General features: G+C 55.1%; 14 protein-coding genes. 1 reads left to right on the top strand and 13 read right to left on the bottom strand.

The window, feature by feature from the left end; genetic code table 11:
• Positions 1-23: 23 nt before the first annotated feature.
• Positions 24-968, top strand: a complete 945-nt coding sequence (locus tag SCD_RS14720) for a glycosyltransferase family 2 protein (protein WP_009207265.1) — start codon at positions 24-26, stop codon at positions 966-968.
• 118 nt (positions 969-1,086) lie between these two features.
• Here SCD_RS14720 and SCD_RS14715 read toward each other — a convergent pair whose 3' ends face one another.
• From SCD_RS14715 to SCD_RS14655, 13 genes are all read right to left on the bottom strand, one after another.
• A complete protein-coding gene (locus SCD_RS14715) occupies positions 1,087-1,998 on the bottom strand; it encodes a glycosyltransferase family 2 protein (RefSeq protein ID WP_009207266.1) in 912 nt (303 codons plus the stop codon).
• Positions 1,995-2,666, bottom strand: a complete 672-nt coding sequence (locus SCD_RS14710; protein WP_009207267.1) for a class I SAM-dependent methyltransferase — start codon at positions 2,664-2,666, stop codon at positions 1,995-1,997. Before SCD_RS14710 ends, SCD_RS14715 begins: the two co-directional genes overlap by 4 nt.
• Before the next feature lie 143 nt (positions 2,667-2,809).
• Positions 2,810-3,565, bottom strand: coding sequence for a tetratricopeptide repeat protein (locus tag SCD_RS14705; RefSeq protein WP_009207268.1), 756 nt, complete (start codon positions 3,563-3,565; stop codon positions 2,810-2,812).
• Complete coding sequence (locus SCD_RS14700) at positions 3,562-4,725, bottom strand: glycosyltransferase family 4 protein (protein WP_009207269.1); 1,164 nt, start codon at positions 4,723-4,725, stop codon at positions 3,562-3,564. Before SCD_RS14700 ends, SCD_RS14705 begins: the two co-directional genes overlap by 4 nt.
• A gap of 66 nt (positions 4,726-4,791) precedes the next feature.
• Positions 4,792-5,721, bottom strand: coding sequence for a glycosyltransferase family 2 protein (locus SCD_RS14695; protein ID WP_009207270.1), 930 nt, complete (start codon positions 5,719-5,721; stop codon positions 4,792-4,794).
• On the bottom strand, positions 5,722-6,924 hold the full coding sequence (locus SCD_RS14690; protein ID WP_009207271.1) for a hypothetical protein: 1,203 nt from the start codon (positions 6,922-6,924) through the stop codon (positions 5,722-5,724).
• Between the two features lie 9 nt (positions 6,925-6,933).
• Positions 6,934-7,857 (bottom strand): sulfotransferase family protein, encoded by a 924-nt coding sequence (locus SCD_RS14685; protein ID WP_009207272.1) that lies wholly within the window; start codon positions 7,855-7,857, stop codon positions 6,934-6,936.
• 54 nt (positions 7,858-7,911) lie between these two features.
• Positions 7,912-9,240: a putative O-glycosylation ligase, exosortase A system-associated gene (locus tag SCD_RS14680; RefSeq protein ID WP_009207273.1), complete on the bottom strand. Its 1,329-nt coding sequence runs from the start codon at positions 9,238-9,240 to the stop codon at positions 7,912-7,914.
• Positions 9,237-10,058 (bottom strand): formyl transferase, encoded by an 822-nt coding sequence (locus SCD_RS14675; protein WP_009207274.1) that lies wholly within the window; start codon positions 10,056-10,058, stop codon positions 9,237-9,239. Before SCD_RS14675 ends, SCD_RS14680 begins: the two co-directional genes overlap by 4 nt.
• Positions 10,051-11,193 (bottom strand): prenyltransferase/squalene oxidase repeat-containing protein, encoded by a 1,143-nt coding sequence (locus tag SCD_RS14670; protein WP_232504417.1) that lies wholly within the window; start codon positions 11,191-11,193, stop codon positions 10,051-10,053. Before SCD_RS14670 ends, SCD_RS14675 begins: the two co-directional genes overlap by 8 nt.
• Positions 11,194-11,288: 95 nt before the next feature.
• Positions 11,289-12,689: a phenylacetate--CoA ligase family protein gene (locus SCD_RS14665; protein ID WP_232504416.1), complete on the bottom strand. Its 1,401-nt coding sequence runs from the start codon at positions 12,687-12,689 to the stop codon at positions 11,289-11,291.
• Positions 12,686-13,741, bottom strand: coding sequence for a glycosyltransferase family 4 protein (locus SCD_RS14660; protein ID WP_232504415.1), 1,056 nt, complete (start codon positions 13,739-13,741; stop codon positions 12,686-12,688). The genes SCD_RS14665 and SCD_RS14660 overlap by 4 nt, the downstream gene beginning before the upstream one ends.
• 65 nt (positions 13,742-13,806) lie before the next feature.
• Positions 13,807-15,027, bottom strand: a complete 1,221-nt coding sequence (locus SCD_RS14655; protein WP_009207278.1) for a TIGR04063 family PEP-CTERM/XrtA system glycosyltransferase — start codon at positions 15,025-15,027, stop codon at positions 13,807-13,809.
• Between the last annotated feature and the right edge of the window lies 1 nt (position 15,028).

Genomic DNA, 15,028 nt, shown 5'->3' with positions numbered 1-15,028 from the left:
TGAAATCTTGAAAGAAGAAAGCCATGCCCCGCGTATCCGTCATAATTCCCACCCACAATCGACCCGTACTGCTGGCCGAAGCACTAACAAGCTTGCTTGCTCAGACCTTTACCGACTGGGAAGCGCTAATCGTAGATGATGCCTCTACCACTCCAGTTACTATTGATGAAGGAGACAAGCGTATCCGGGTCCTTCGCCACTCCTCATCCCAGGGTGGTGCCGCCGCTAAGAACGCCGGGATCAAAGACGCTTCTGCCGAGATACTCGCATTCCTGGATGACGATGATCTCTATGCTCCCCAGTATTTGGAACGTGCGCTTGGCATACTGGACCGCAACCCCAACCTTGACGTGGTTTTCATGGGTGTGTCCTGGTTCGGTACTGCCGGCTCCTGGGGTCAGCGTAACTATGACGAAGCCATGGCGAAAACCTTGGCCCTGGCTCAGGGTAAGGCCCTTGAAGAGGGCGTCATTACCTTTGGTGATCGTCTGCTTGATGCTCTTCTGAAATCTGTTCCTATGGCCTTCCAACGGCCAGTAGTCAGAAAGCGAGCCTTGGAACGCATTGGCCCATACCGACCGGACTGTCTGCTCTGGGATTGCGACTGGGCGATAAGCGCTGCGCTGAACGCCAGCACTGCATTCCTCCCGGATGGATTGTATCTGCAACGGGCAGAAGGGCAGGGATATTCATCACGTGGCAATCGCAGACTCGAACACTTGGCCTCGAGCATTGAAATCAAGGATCGATTTCTGCAGAACGCGCACCATGGGCTCTACCCACAGCGCCTCATACCCCAGTTTCGTAAAGCGGCGGCCATGGCTTGGTTCGATCTGGCCTGGCATCATTATCAACAAAACAATCGGCGCAGAGCATTCGGCGCACTATGGGCTAGCGAACTCAGACAATTCAGCCTGCCCCACCTCAAACTGCTGGTCCGACTTATGCTGCCGAACAAATCACTATAAATGTGTCTTCTCCGTTGTCTTTGCATCACCAATAGCGACTCAACGACATCAAGACAAGCGCGTTGGGGTTTGCAAGCTCATCTCAATCTACAGAAACCACGAATGTATTGGCCGCGGCTCAAGATTTAGGCCCTCCCGATATCAGCAGAGCGCGCATCAGGCCGAACCACGCAGGCAGGCAGGATGGGCGTAGTGCAATTGCTGCGAGGTATGTGTTGATGGCCTCTTTACGGCGGCCTTGCAGCCGATAGTGCCAGGCCGTACCCAAGGTGCTTTGGTAGCGCTCCTCTCGCAACAGCGGGAGCAACCTTTGGTGCTGTTCTCTATTCAGGTGCCTTTCGAGATTGCGTAATGCATGGGCATTTCCGACCTGCATTTCATATGCACTACCGGAGGTATTGGAGCTGTGACGACGGTACCCTGCCAACGTTTCGATTTGGTAGAGGAACGCGCCTCGCGCGGCGATGCGCATCCATAAATCGTAATCATCCGACCAGTGGGGTTGGCTAGCATCGAAGCCGCCTACTGCGTCAAAAGCACTACGCCTGAGCATGACCAGCGAGGCACTCAAAATGAAATTGCCGCGAATCAGGTGTTCAAGTATCTGACCAGATGTGCGTGGATAGTGAAGTGCGCCGGACGGGCTGGTAACTACGCCATGCTCGTCAATGCCGCGATGATCGCAGTAGGTGGCCAGGGCATTGCTGTGCTGATTCAGCAGGGCGGCCTGACGTTCCAGCTTGATGTCGTCCCAGACGTCATCCTGATCAAGAAAAGCCACCAGTTCGCCATGGCTGGCCTTGACGCCGTTGTTTCTGGCAATAGCGGGCCCACTGTTGGTCTGGTCTATTATCAGGATCCGCCCCCCATAGCTTTTGAGGATTTCCATGCTGTTGTCTTTGGATCCATCGTTGACCACTACGATTTCAACGTGAGGGTAAGTCTGGCTGAGTGCGCTATCAATACAAGCTCGCAGATAACGACTGCCGTTATAAACCGGAATGACAACAGAAATCAGCGTATGGGTCATGCTGGGCGATGTGATGTTGAGGCTGCCACATCGCTTGTTGGTCGGGCGACGATGGCATATTGTTGATACAGGGTATCCGCCAGCGCGCCCATGGATAGCAGGCTGGCAATTTTCTGTGCACGGGAATAGTGTGGGTTGATACCCTGAAGGTTGACTAACGCATAGCCGCATTGTGCGATGGTGGAAATTATGCTTTTTTTGGTAAAGAAACGCAGATGGGTGCGATCCAACACCCCGACGTTCACATAATTCCAGTTGCCGCGCAGGGTGTAATCAACGAACTCAGGCCAGTGCCTGATATTGGGGATGGAAGCGACAATCACGCCAGTTTTGCTCAGCAAGTCCTGCATCTTGACCAGTATGGAATACGGATCCACCAGATGCTCCAGTACGTCATTGAAAATGATGCAGTCGAAATAGTGCAGGGGCAGATCGGGCAGGGCGCTCTCCACGCTACCAGTCAGAACGCGATGTAATTTTTGTGTAGCCAGGCTGGCTGCCTCTGGTTGATACTCAACGCCCCAAGTTTCGGCGCCCAATTTATCCTTGATTAGCAGACTAAAGCCGCCTGTGCCACAGCCCACTTCAAGGGTGCAGGTGACGCTGGGCGGAATAAACGCCAGCATTTCCGCACGGTCATGCTGATAATATTGTTTGACTGGTTGCATCGTCTCTCCCGAACTTCGTGAAAGTGGTCGCACGATATTGTTCAATGTCGAGGAACGTCGGGACCATACCCTGAACTGGAACCGCACATCCTGAAATTAGCGCCCTGCCGGATCTTGCAAGACTTGATGGGGGTAGATCCAATTCAATCCGTACAGAAGCGGCAATAAGGATTTGTTGGTGAGCCAATTTTAGGGGGATCATTCTGTGGTGTCGGCCCGGTTGGTGCTGTCAGATTGGCATCATCAGTGGCCTGGCTCGTTGCCTCCCCCGAAGGTGGCGCAGCTTCGGATGTTACTTCTTTAACCTCATCCCTGGTCGCCTCAGTGGGCACGGTTATGGCAACCGCTTCAGGATAGGGTAACTTTCCTCCCAACTCCGTATAGCGGCGCTTGAGTGCTTGTGAACCTGGGTTGCGCCTTAAGCCTTCGGTAGCCATTTCCAGAGCCTTGGGTTTGTTTCCCATTTCCTGATGGTAATCTGCCAGCGCCTGGTAAACTTCAGGAGAGTCGGGGCTGTAGCGCAATATCTTGGTAAATTCAGCCGCAGCTTCCCAATGCTTACCCATCAGCTTCAGGGCTCGTGCTTTGCCCATATGCACTTCGCCGCGCATGGCGTAATCCTCCTGAGTGTGACCCAACACATAATCGAAATTGTTGATCGACTCATTCAAGTAATGCCCCATTTCCTGCTTGTTGCCTATAGCAGCATAGGCGCGATTCAGGAAGCGCAGTCCATCGCAATAGTGGTGCATATGCGCACTATTCGGATTGTTGTGGTCCAGACGCGAGTAAACACGAGCCTGACACATAGCCTGCTCTGCTGAGGTCGGCGCATAGGGCTGAATTGCCCATGCCGGCATGGAAATCAGTAGTAATATCCCAATCCAGTATTTCTTCATGCTGTATCGCTCCTTGTCATTTTCTGGGATAGGGCAAGCGTTTTTGTCGCCACTCTTTCCCATGCGAATTCCGTTTGCGCTCGGGACCAACCACGATGCCCCATTTCCTCGGTTTTTTCCCTGTTGAGCAGCAGTTTGGACAAGCCCTGTGCCACGGCCTCGACAGAGTCGCCCTCAACGCGCAGGCCAGTCACCCCATCGAGGACCGCCGCGCCTGTCCCCCCCGCCGCGCCTGCCAGAACTGGTTTGCCACAGGCGGCGGCCTCGATGAACACCATGCCGAAGCCTTCGTTGTCGCCATTGATTTCGCGGTTGGGCATGGCAAATACATCACAGGCATTCATCCACCTGGGTAAGTCCTCGGCGGCAACCCCACCCAGCATGTGCGCTACGCCACGTAAATTATGTTCCGAAATCAGGCCGTCCAGGTAATCGTAATCTTCTCCAATACCCGCCAGTACGTAGTGCACTGGCATTCCTTCCTGGCGCAATTGTGAAATGGCACGTATGAGCTGATCAAAGCCTTTGCGCCGTGACAGCCGTCCAACCGAAAACACCAGCTTTTCTTTTGGGCCAATTCCCAGACTTTCTCGCAAACCGCCCGTATCAAGGCCGGACCTGAATACAGTCACATCCACTCCAGGATAGATGAGGGTGATTCTATCTTCCGCTACACCCATCACCAGCAGAGTATCTCGGGTGTGTTCGCTGTTGGCGATGACCCGGTCAGCATGCCTCAATGCAAACTGCATGGCTTGGTACTTGCGACCGTGCCCCCAAGTGGTGAGTTCCTCGCCATGAGCATAAATGACGACAGGTCTGAAAGACAAGCGGGCCACCAGCCAGGCTGTCAGTCCTTCGGGCAGGGCACGAAAGGCGTGGATGGCATCAAAGCGATGTGTCAGTATCAGCCACAGGGATTTGAAAAAAAAACGGGCATACATCACCAGCGATTCAGGCCTGAGCCAAGGTACGCGCTTGAGGTCGAGCCGGTGAATGCTGTTGGGATGAATGGCGTCGACCTCGGCCGCACCCGGAACATCTGCGGTGACGATGTGAATCTCCTTGCCACCAAGGCGTTTGTAGACTTCAGCTGCCCATACGGCGGTGCCGCCCTTGGTAGGCAGAAAAAGTTCGGTGAGGACGAGCAGTCGGTTCATTATGCTTTCAGTTTATCCCAGAAGACGCAGAAGTCACGGATTGCACGATAATCGCCTGCGTTTTTCTCACCCTTTCAACATCGATAATACGTCCCGCAGGCTGCGCCAACCGGGGTTGCTGACCAGCGAGGGCAGGACGGCGTACACTGCTGCGCTGCGCTGCGCATTTTTTGCCAGTGCGCACGCCAGGTTGTAACGTGCGCTTTGCATCCGCTGCTTGATGCCCAGTCGCACCGGTGGGGGGAAGTTTTTCGCCAGGCGTTCGAGGTCGGTCAGCGTGCGCACATTTTCTTGCTGCGCCGCAAGGGGGTTGCGCCGCGTCGCGCTCCTGCTGTGGATAAGATACACACCAAGCGGTGCGCATACCACACCGATGCGCTGGCTTCTGGATATAAGACGGGTGAGAAAATGGACGTCCTCACAGACCTTGTAGCCGAGTGGGTAGCCACCAAGATCGAGAAATATGCCGCGCGGTACGGAAAGCGTGTGGGTATCGCCAAAATGATCTGCAGCATAGGCCTGAATTTCATGTCCTTGATCCATGACTGCACGCGCATTGTTTGCTGCCTTGGCAATCATCATGCGTCCTGAGTCATGCTGTGACATGGACGTCCCCAGCAATTTGCCGGCATCGTCTCGATACTCGTAATCCCCGGTCAAAAAATCGAGTGCTGCATCTTCTCGTATCCATTCTGCATGCAGCCGCAGCCGATCGGGGTAGTACCAGTCGTCAGCATCCAGGAAGGCGAGCCAATCTCCACTGGCGATTCGTGCGCCGTGGTTGCGCGCACTCGACACCCCCGCGTTGTCCTGACGCATATAGCACAGCTTGTCGCCATAACGGGCGACGACTTCGGCTGTCCCATCTGCTGAGCCGTCATCGACCACGATGATTTCTTGCGCTGGATAGGTTTGCGCAAGCACGGAATCGATGGCGCGCGCCAGGGTGGTTTCGCTGTTGTAAGCCGGAATGATGACGGAGAAGCTTGGCGTCATTTATGCCCCTAGCACCTTACTCAGCATCCACAAGGGCACGGCGAGGCCACTTATTTTGGTCAGCTTGGCAAAACCGCGTATTTGTTCGATGCGCCGCAACCAGATTCGAAATCGCGGGATTAAGTTTGCTTCCACCAGTGCCGGAATTTTTGTTTGCATCGCGTTAGCCAGCGCTAAACTGGTCATGAAGCGTATCTCTGGAAAAGCGCTTTGCAGTTGCTTCAGGGCAGCCTCCAAAACAAGCAAACTTGCATCGCACTTCTCCATTGTGCCAATGAAATTGAAGCGATGCATTTCCACCAGACACGGCCTCCCAAGACGCAGGTGCTCCCTGGCATCGCTCACCAGCCGCTCCGGTGTATGTCCCAGCATGGGCTCGAAATATACATCTCGTACCAGATAAATTTGCCCGCTGTTACTCAGCTCGCCGTTTACTATTCGTTTGTCCTCACCCCCGGGCTTTCCTGTTGCTTCTCGGCGGGTGTAGCGGGCGCCGGGCGTGATGATGACGTCAATACCCTCGTTGGACCATGCTGCTTCCACTTCTTCCGTCCAGACGAAGGTGGTCGCTACGGCCACGCGCGGCCGTATTTTGAAACATGCGCCGAATAAGTGGGTTTCCTCAGTGATGGCCGTGCATAGCGCCTCGCTAGCCAGTGTGCGCGAGGGTAGTACGCTTGCGTCCGTCCAGCGTGCCTGTAGAGGCGAGGGCAGGGATTCCGTGGCAGGAATGCCATCGCTTTGCAACCAGTCGCGAACGCTCGCGTCTGTCACTGCTGCCTGCATGAGCGATTGAGGCCAGTAATGTTCCATGCCGTGGAGATGCAGCGCAAATACGCCTTGTTGCACACCCGCCGCCATCACCTCACGCAATGGGGCATAAAACGGCATAGCCAAATTGGTTGAAAAATACTCAGCTCCTCCGGCGTCTCTTATGCGCCGGGTATCGGCTGTTGCCAGAATAACGCCGAGAGTAGCGACGGGTGTTTGTCCTTCCCTGTCTTTAAAACGCGCCAATATTTCGCGCAAGTTTTCTAAAGCTTTCGCTTGATCAAGCGGGCCGGCACCCCAGTCATCGCTTTCGAAGATCACCACCGGATAACGCAACACCGGCTCACGCCAACTGCGACGCAAATCCATTGCATAAAAACCGATCAGGCCGCCCCAAACCAGAATCAAAAAAAAAGTGAGGTAGCTCAGCATATCGATGTGTTAGTTTGGGTAACCCATTTGCAGAGCTGTTGCCCGTACCAGCGGCAGTACACGCTCCACTCGTTCGCGGTTACGACCGTCCCGCCACTTGTCGATCCGTATTTCGCCAAATGCGTCGTAGGGCGTTTCCAGCACATTGCGGCATAGGCTTTCTATCGGTGTATCGAATTGCAGTTGACAGGATTGGAAAATGGCGCGGAAACCTGCGACGGGATCGCGCACCAGGTCTTCATAAAAAACTTCTATCCATTTATCCGCGGGTACCGTTGCCTTAGCCGCCATGATGGCCTCATTTATGGCGCGATACTGAAACGCGGCCACCTCTTCTACCGGCGCTTTGAGATATTGGCGCCAACCGTCGGTCAGGAAAAAACACCACTTGGTATATCGCCCGCCATCTATTTCTACTCGCGCAGGAAGATCGTCCGACCAGGTGGAATATTTGCCTTCCTTGCCCCAGCCTTCGATAAGTGAATTGATGTTGTCTCCCGGGCTGCGCTTGATATAGACGAAGATGGCTTCGGGGAAAAGTGCCTGCAAATAAGGCACGCACAAGCCATTTTGATTGTTTTTGTCGATCCAGCGCGAATTGCCACTCCAAGCGTAAAAATAGCGGGCCACCACTTTTCGGTCCTTGGGCGTCGCATCTTGGGCCGAAAGTGCATGTGTGTCCCAATTTTTTTCCGCCAACGGATGTAACGCGACCCAAAAATCATGGGTCTCCCGATTCAGTGAACCCAATTCGGGGGAAGCAGCTAATGTTTTATACAGCATGGTGGTGCCGGCACGGCTACAGCCAATTACGAAGATCGGCCGGTCCGGTCCGGTGCGAGCAATATCCCACCATAAACTCCGCAGGCCGCGTAGCACTTGTTGGCCGTGATGGCGTAGGGTTTTATCAACTTTAAGCCAGAAATATCTCAAATCCGGTTTCCCTTCACCGTTTTAGTTAGCTGACACCGCTAGCCTCTGTATCCATTATGGCAGGCGGATGCGCTGCTTTTGAGCGAGGATTCTCTGGGGCATAGCCTGAACTACGTCGGAATCAGTCAGGTTGTCCATCTCCAGCGTTCCCCAAGTGTTCTTGACAGCAATCTGGTATGTCAGCACCAGAATAATTACCAAATGGTAGTAGTAATCAAAATACGCAAGGCCAAGAAACGCGCCCCCCGTCGCATAGCCAACCATGCTCACCTGAGTCATGGCTGCCAAGTCAGCTGCCCACTTCTGGTCCGGATCATTTTGACATTTCCGGATAACTTTGCTTCCCGTCCGCCATGCGGTCAGCCCAATGAGCACGAATAAGCCAAAGCCAATAAAGCCATGCTCACCCAGGACTTCGAAGTAGATGCTATGCACATCGTGCACGTTATCGGGGTCTGGGGCGTACAGAAGGAAAGTCGGGCCTTGGAAGGCTTCGAACCCCCCTCCGGTGATGCGAGACTTTGCCACGTTAATGGCGGTGTGCCAGGCATTGATGCGACCCATTGCCGAGGCGTCCTCCTGATAGTTTTGGATGGTGTGCATGCGGTCCCAATATTCCTGGGGCATGATCGACGCGATCAAGATGATTGCCGCGATGATATAGAACGCTGTGGTCACCTTGTTGCGGCTTTTTAACCAGAGCAGACCGCCCATGGCGGCTGCAGCCAGCAGAGCCCCGCGTGATTGCGATCCGATTGCGGCCAGCCCGGTTAGTACCATACTGGCCGCCAACCCCAACCGAATCAGCTTGTTCTGTGACTGCAGGTGCAGGTACCGAAGCAATGGAACCGTCATGATCAGTGCCAACCCTATCTCGTTGCTTCCGGCAATGAAAGTGGTTGCCGGACCCTGCACGTGATATATGCCGCCATTCAAAATGGTAAAAATTCCACCTTTGACTCCGTAAAATGCAAGCGAGAGCGCGATCACCCATACCAGGCCGTCCATGCGTTTTCGGTCTGTTATCAACATCGCAGTCAGCAGTGTCATGATCTGGATCTTCAAGACCTTATCCCACTCCTCCCAAGCTGATTGTGGGTAAAATGCGAAGAAAGTAGTAAATGTCACCCAGCCCAGAAAAAGGAGCAACAGGATGGTTTCCGGAGTCCACGGAAGGCGCTTGGGTTCTTTTGAGAGCAGGTAAACCGTCAAGGTGGTCAATGCGGTCATGAACGCGAATGGGATAGTGGTCGCAAATCCCCATGCCAGCTTGTGGGGGTTCATGTAGCTGAGCCAGGACCACAGATAGATTCCGTAGTGAGGATGCTTGAAGACTAGCACCAGGGCGCCAAACACGACAACGGTGACAAAGATATCCCTCATGCTGTTTTTTCCCCTGCATTGAACCAGGTTACGCGTTTTGGTAATTGGACGTCCCGCAGGAGTCCTTTGCGTAAATGCTCGGCCACTTGTCGCTCATGATGCCATCTGCGATCTTTTACCTGGTAAAGCTTACCCTTGCCTGGCTGCTGCGCACCCAGAGGCTCGCCCTGGGCTAAACGGGCCAGTGCTTCTGCGTAGATCTCAGCGCTGTCACGAACGCTGCGCCAGAACAGATTCAACTCATCATCACCTGCATGTACTTCCGGGCAGACATGGGCGATGAGCCTGCCGGTGTCGATGCCCGGATCGATGAAGTGTAGCGTGCAGCCGACTTTCTCCGGCTCGCCATTGTATAGGGCCCAGAATGTGCAATCTGCACCGCGATATTCAGGTGAAAGACCGCCGTGCAAATTCATGATGCCGATTAGCCCCATGTCAAGCAAAGGGCCGCGGATCAGCGAGGTGCCAAATACCGCAATCACATCTGGCTGCAAGCGACGCGCCAGTTCGACGACATCGGGATGGTTGATGTGAGGCACTTCGGTGACCAGATCCGCCCGTGCCAGACGAGGCCCCGTTTCACCAAAGAAAAATTTTCCTTCACCCCCGCCGGTATATCGTCTGCGATCACGCAACCAGCGCCATACCTTGCGCCATAGATTATCCGGTCGCAGCAACTTCAGGACTTTTTTCGTCGTCCAGTGGCTGCCTGCCTCCTGGACAATGGCAACTACATTCGCCGCGCCGCATAACCGGTTCGCCACATAAAGGTGCCGCGGAGAGCGGCCGCACAGCACCATGACGGATAAGTCAGCCATGGCTCTGCGCTCCCTGATTAGCCAACCGAGTGGCAACAGGCGGAATTGCCTCATCCTTCATGTCCATCATCAGCGCATCGGCGAAAAACTTCGCTGCCCAGTTGGGATATTCGAAGCGGGAATAATCCCCCCAAATGGGAGAGGATCCGGCAATGCCGCCTTTAACGGCATTATCCGCATCATCGAGGCGTTGGGTGCGCTTTACGTATTCGATTGCGCGCCGTGCATGCTCACGCAGTTCGGGCGCGCCGCCATCTTGCGCCAGACGCGTCCAGTTGAGGCTCATCTGAGCTACGCCGGTAAGGCAGCTATAGGTTGCGCGCGGTTCCCAGTTGTCGGCATAAGTGCCTGCGAGCCAGCCATCTGCGCGCTGGGCGCGTGCCATGCCGCGAGCAGCGACAAGCGCAGCCGACAGGTAACGTTCATCTCCCAGCAGTACGCCGCTTTCCAGAAAGCCCCGAATCGCATAGGCGATGGTGTGTGTAAAGGGGGCTTTGTCGGAGGTAAAGGCATTGGTGGAAAACCAGCCGGATTGGGTCTGCTGGGTAAGCGCCCAGTCGAGGTTGCGCCGTGCCGCCTGTGTCAGTTCCCGTTCATTTGCGATGAGGCCTGTGGCGAGCAGCGCCCAAGTGCCACGGGTGTTGTATACGTGTGGAACGTCATTGTGTTCGAAGCGCCGCCAGCAGCCATCGGCTTCTTGCTGTCGTGTCAGCCACCAGCCGGCTTTGACGGCGGCTTCCAGGCATTCCTTACGGCCCAGCAGCAGGTAACCGGCGAGCATGCCATGCATGATCTGCCCGGTATTGAAAATAACGGGTTGGCTGCCGGCCTCACCGAAATGCCCAGGGAAAGCCCCATCTTGCAGCTGAATTGAAAGTTCCCAATCGATCATGCGCTGGGCTCGCGACACCAATTCCGGCCGGTCAAGGATATTTGCCGCAGCCAAAAAGGTCTCAATGATGTAGCCGGTTGTCTCGGGATAGCTCGGCAGCCAGCCATCCTCAAAACTCCAGCCGGCAGAAACGCCTCCCGCATCCAACTGGTTCTCGCGCACATCCTGTGCGCGACATAGCCAATCAATGACACCGACAAGATGCATCTGGTGCGAGCGCGGTTTTTCCGCGGCCGGTCGCATCAGATCATTCATGATGAGACGAAGGTGGCGCGGTCGCCAGGGTTTAAAGCGGAACGGCAAGCTTAACAGGGTTGCAAGATTCACTCCGCCCCTCATCAGTTCGCGGCGCCGTCCGATGTGGCGATACCTAACCCACCGGCAAGTGATACATGGCTGACGACATAGCGATGTTTGCCGGATGCCTCAGGTGCGATGTTGTCCACGAGTTGAATTCGGATATTCACATCTTCTCCCATTCGTTCTTTCAGCTCAATTTCGATGTTGCGTAGAGCTTCTTTACGCCAGCTCGTGTTCCGAACTACTAACACTTCCAAATCGCGCAGTTCGTGCTGTATCAGCTTGAATTCAGCCACACCTTCTATGGCGCGCAGCACATAAATGCCGGCCAGCGCGTGCATGATGGTGCCATCACTTTTTACCAGAAAATCCGTGCTGCGTCCTACTACTTCGGAGATAACATGCAGGCCACGCCCATCGCGGCATGGTTCTTCGCTCATCCGCACCATGTCACCGGTGCGATAGCGGATGAAAGGTTGCGCCTCGGAACACAACCCGCTTATGACCGCTTCACCTGCTTCCCCCGGCTTGACTGGCTGACCTTGAGGGTCGTGCACCTCCAGCAGAATGCTTTCGCTGATCAGCAGCATTTGTCCGTGCGGCGTTTCGTGGGCGGTGAAGCCGATGTCGCGGCTGCCAAATTCATTGGCCACTGGCACGCCAAACACTTCCTGAATAAGTGACCGCTGATGGGGGAAAAGCGGCTCACCCGTAGTGCACACTACCCGCAATTTGGGTAGCTTGAAGCGCATATTACGTTCCTTCGCATGCGCAGCTAGCAAGGCCACCGAACTGGCGTAGCCGTAAAGGCACCGAGGCTGCCAGGATTGAATTGCCTGGATGTAAGTATCCATCCGCACGGGTGACATATCGAATGCGTTCAGCACCATCTGATTCACCAAACGATCGCGCAAGGTTTTGATGCGATCTGTTTTATTGAGTTCGACCGGTGCACCCCATAAATACACTTCACGCTCACCCGGCTCCACGCCCCACCAGCGGCGGGCACGCATCCTGCCCGCCGCATCGGAAGCCTGCCGCTGCCGACCGTAAAAAAAGATCAACGGTTTGCCGCTCGAGCCGCCAGTGTTGTAGCGAAACGTACCACCTGGTGCACCATGCCAAACCAACTGGTCGCGGTTGGCTGCCGCATCGGCTTTGTCCATGGTGGGCAGTTTTCGGAGGCTGGCAAGCGTTAACGGACATGATAGGTCGAGTCCGGCTGCTTGAATGCGCGCCGCATGCCAGGGGCAATGTTGTGCCGCTACGTTCAGCAGTCCTTGAAGTTTTTGCAACTGAAGCTGCTCTATTTCTGGACGCGATAGCCATTGCGAGCGCTCCAGTTCATGCAAATAAGCAAACGTCGGTCGATGCAGAAGGTGCTCCTGCAAACGGTAGATAGAACTGCCTATCATGGCGTTTATCGACAATGGGCTCACGGGCTCTCCGCTGAGGTTTGCGCTGTTTCGATGGTGCACAGTTGAGCATACACGCCGAACAATCGCTCGCGCACACATTGCCAGGTATATTGCTGGACGCTTGCCAGGCCTGCTTCGGACAGGCGCCGCGCAAGATCCGGTGTGGTCAACACTTGTATCAAGGCTTGCGCCATGGCTTGTGGGTCGCCCGGCGGAATCAGCAGCGCGGTTCGCCCGTCTTCCACCAGAAAAGGAACCCCTCCCACATTGGTGCTGACGATCGGTACGCCGCTCGCCAACGCCTCCAGGACGGAAATAGGCATATTGTCGGCAAGGCTAGGATTGATCATCACATCCGCTGAACGATAGAGTTCAGGCATGTGTTCATTTTCCACTCGCCCGGTGAAATGCACGGCAGTATCGATGTTCAAAACACGCGCCAGGCCTTCGAGCGCGGCGCGCTCCGGTCCTGAGCCTGCGATGGTCATTCGTGCGCTTGGCAACCGATCTTTAACAATTCGGAATGCACGCAATGCGCTCGTGTTGTCATAAATTGGTTCGAGGTTGCGCGCAACGAGGATATGCGGCCATTGTGCGCTATTCGAAGATGGCATCCTTGGAGAAAACCGCGTTAGATTAATTACATTCGGCACGATAGTTGTCGTGAAACCAAAGCGGCCAAACACTTCCTGGAGAAACCCGGATGGCACAATCAATATATCCGTCCGCTCCAAACTTGGCTTCACCCAGCGCAGAGCGCGAGTAAGAAAGCTTTCCGCTTCTCCCCCCCGGTAGTTAACGACAACCGGGATTTTTTTAATTTTTGCGATCCAGATGGCCGGCGCCGCAAACAAGTGCCAGGACCAACCCGAGTTGGCCATGATGTGAAACAAGTCGGCGCGGCTTGATGCTCGCCATAGATGAATAAAATACGGCAGCAGGCGAAACACGGCGCGCAGCCCTTTGATCTGGCCGATCCAGCGTGGCCGGTAGGGCGCGTTGACTTGTACCAGTTCCACGCCGATACCTTCTTGCGCCAGCAGCCCGGCCAATTGCCGGGTTTGATTGGCCATGCCGCCAGAAGGTGGCGGCAGTGGCCCGATGAGGGCAATTTTTAAATCCTGAATTCTCATCCCGGTCACTCCACAGCCTTGCGGGTCGAGCGATTATAAACGTCACGATAGCGCTCTACGGATACTTTCCAGTTGCGCTCGGTCTCGACAAAGCGCCGCCCGGCGGTTTTCATCGCGGGCCAGCGCTTGGGTGTGTTAATCAAATCAATCACTTTACTTGCCAGATCTTCCTGAGACTCGGCTTTAAACAGCACACCCGTTTCGCCATCTCGAATCAGTTCTCTGTGGCCACCCACATCGGAGGCCACAAATAAGCGGCCCTGTGCCATCGCTTCTAAAGGCTTCAGCGGCGTGACCAATTCGGTTAAACGCATCGAGTGGCGTGGATAGACGAGCACGTCCACCAGGTCGTAATATCGGTTCACTTCGCTGTGTGGTACGCGGCCAGTGAACACGACCTTGTCCATGATGCCCAGTGCATGGGCTTGCCGCTTCAGGCTTTCTTCTTGTGGGCCGCCACCTACCAGCAGGATACGCACGTCCGGGGCCTGCACAAGGATTTTCGGGAAAGCGGCCAGCAATAGATCCAGCCCCTCATAGGCGTAAAAGGAACCGATGAAACCCAGTACCCGAACACCGCTCAGGCCAAGCTGCGTTTTGAGTTGCTGGTCCGGCTCGCCACCGAGAGAAAATTTTTCGATATCGACTGCATTCGGAATCACCGTCACCTTATTCGATGGAATGCCGCGTGCGACGATGTCGCTACGCAGGCCTTCGCAGATCGTGGTGACCGCATCGACATGCTTGAAGGCGTAGGTTTCCATGGCGCGGGTTAAGCGATAACGCATGCTGCCTTCTTTGGCCGTGCCGTGATCTGCCGCTGCGTCTTCCCAGAATGCGCGCACTTCGTACACTACCGGGAGGCCCAATGCATGTCCCACGCGCAGCGCTGGCAATGCGGTCAACACTGGAGAATGCGCATGCAGAATATCTGGCTTCACGATAGCAATCACTTCGCTCAGCCGATGCGCCAAACTTTGCATTACCGCGACCGGGTTCAGCCCCGGCATCCGGCTTAATCGCCCGTTATGCTTCGGTGTGCGATAGAAGTGCAGCCCGTCCACCTCTTCTTCCAGCACGTCGCAATTGACCTGCTTTTCGCTGGTGAGGTGGAAGGTTGCCCAGCCTAATGCGCGTTGCTCGCGCAGAATCGCAGCGCTACGAAAGGTGTAGCCACTGTGCAGCGGGATGGAATGATCGAGGATATGGAGGATACGGTAACTCATT

This window comes from Sulfuricella denitrificans skB26, from assembly GCF_000297055.2.
Lineage (GTDB): Bacteria > Pseudomonadota > Gammaproteobacteria > Burkholderiales > Sulfuricellaceae > Sulfuricella > Sulfuricella denitrificans.
The sequence above is the reverse complement of the archived record's forward strand: the minus strand, read 5'-3'. Positions and strand labels throughout refer to the sequence as shown.

What these genes read in the sequence shown, in the direction of transcription:
- SCD_RS14720 (WP_009207265.1), top strand. Translation starts at nt 24, where the DNA reads ATGCCCCGCGTATCCGTCATAATTCCCACCCACAATCGACCCGTACTG.
- SCD_RS14715 (WP_009207266.1), bottom strand. Translation starts at nt 1,998, where the DNA reads ATGACCCATACGCTGATTTCTGTTGTCATTCCGGTTTATAACGGCAGT.
- SCD_RS14710 (WP_009207267.1), bottom strand. Translation starts at nt 2,666, where the DNA reads ATGCAACCAGTCAAACAATATTATCAGCATGACCGTGCGGAAATGCTG.
- SCD_RS14705 (WP_009207268.1), bottom strand. Translation starts at nt 3,565, where the DNA reads ATGAAGAAATACTGGATTGGGATATTACTACTGATTTCCATGCCGGCA.
- SCD_RS14700 (WP_009207269.1), bottom strand. Translation starts at nt 4,725, where the DNA reads ATGAACCGACTGCTCGTCCTCACCGAACTTTTTCTGCCTACCAAGGGC.
- SCD_RS14695 (WP_009207270.1), bottom strand. Translation starts at nt 5,721, where the DNA reads ATGACGCCAAGCTTCTCCGTCATCATTCCGGCTTACAACAGCGAAACC.
- SCD_RS14690 (WP_009207271.1), bottom strand. Translation starts at nt 6,924, where the DNA reads ATGCTGAGCTACCTCACTTTTTTTTTGATTCTGGTTTGGGGCGGCCTG.
- SCD_RS14680 (WP_009207273.1), bottom strand. Translation starts at nt 9,240, where the DNA reads ATGAGGGATATCTTTGTCACCGTTGTCGTGTTTGGCGCCCTGGTGCTA.
- SCD_RS14675 (WP_009207274.1), bottom strand. Translation starts at nt 10,058, where the DNA reads ATGGCTGACTTATCCGTCATGGTGCTGTGCGGCCGCTCTCCGCGGCAC.
- SCD_RS14670 (WP_232504417.1), bottom strand. Translation starts at nt 11,193, where the DNA reads ATGCGACCGGCCGCGGAAAAACCGCGCTCGCACCAGATGCATCTTGTC.
- SCD_RS14660 (WP_232504415.1), bottom strand. Translation starts at nt 13,741, where the DNA reads ATGGCCAATCAAACCCGGCAATTGGCCGGGCTGCTGGCGCAAGAAGGT.
- SCD_RS14655 (WP_009207278.1), bottom strand. Translation starts at nt 15,027, where the DNA reads ATGAGTTACCGTATCCTCCATATCCTCGATCATTCCATCCCGCTGCAC.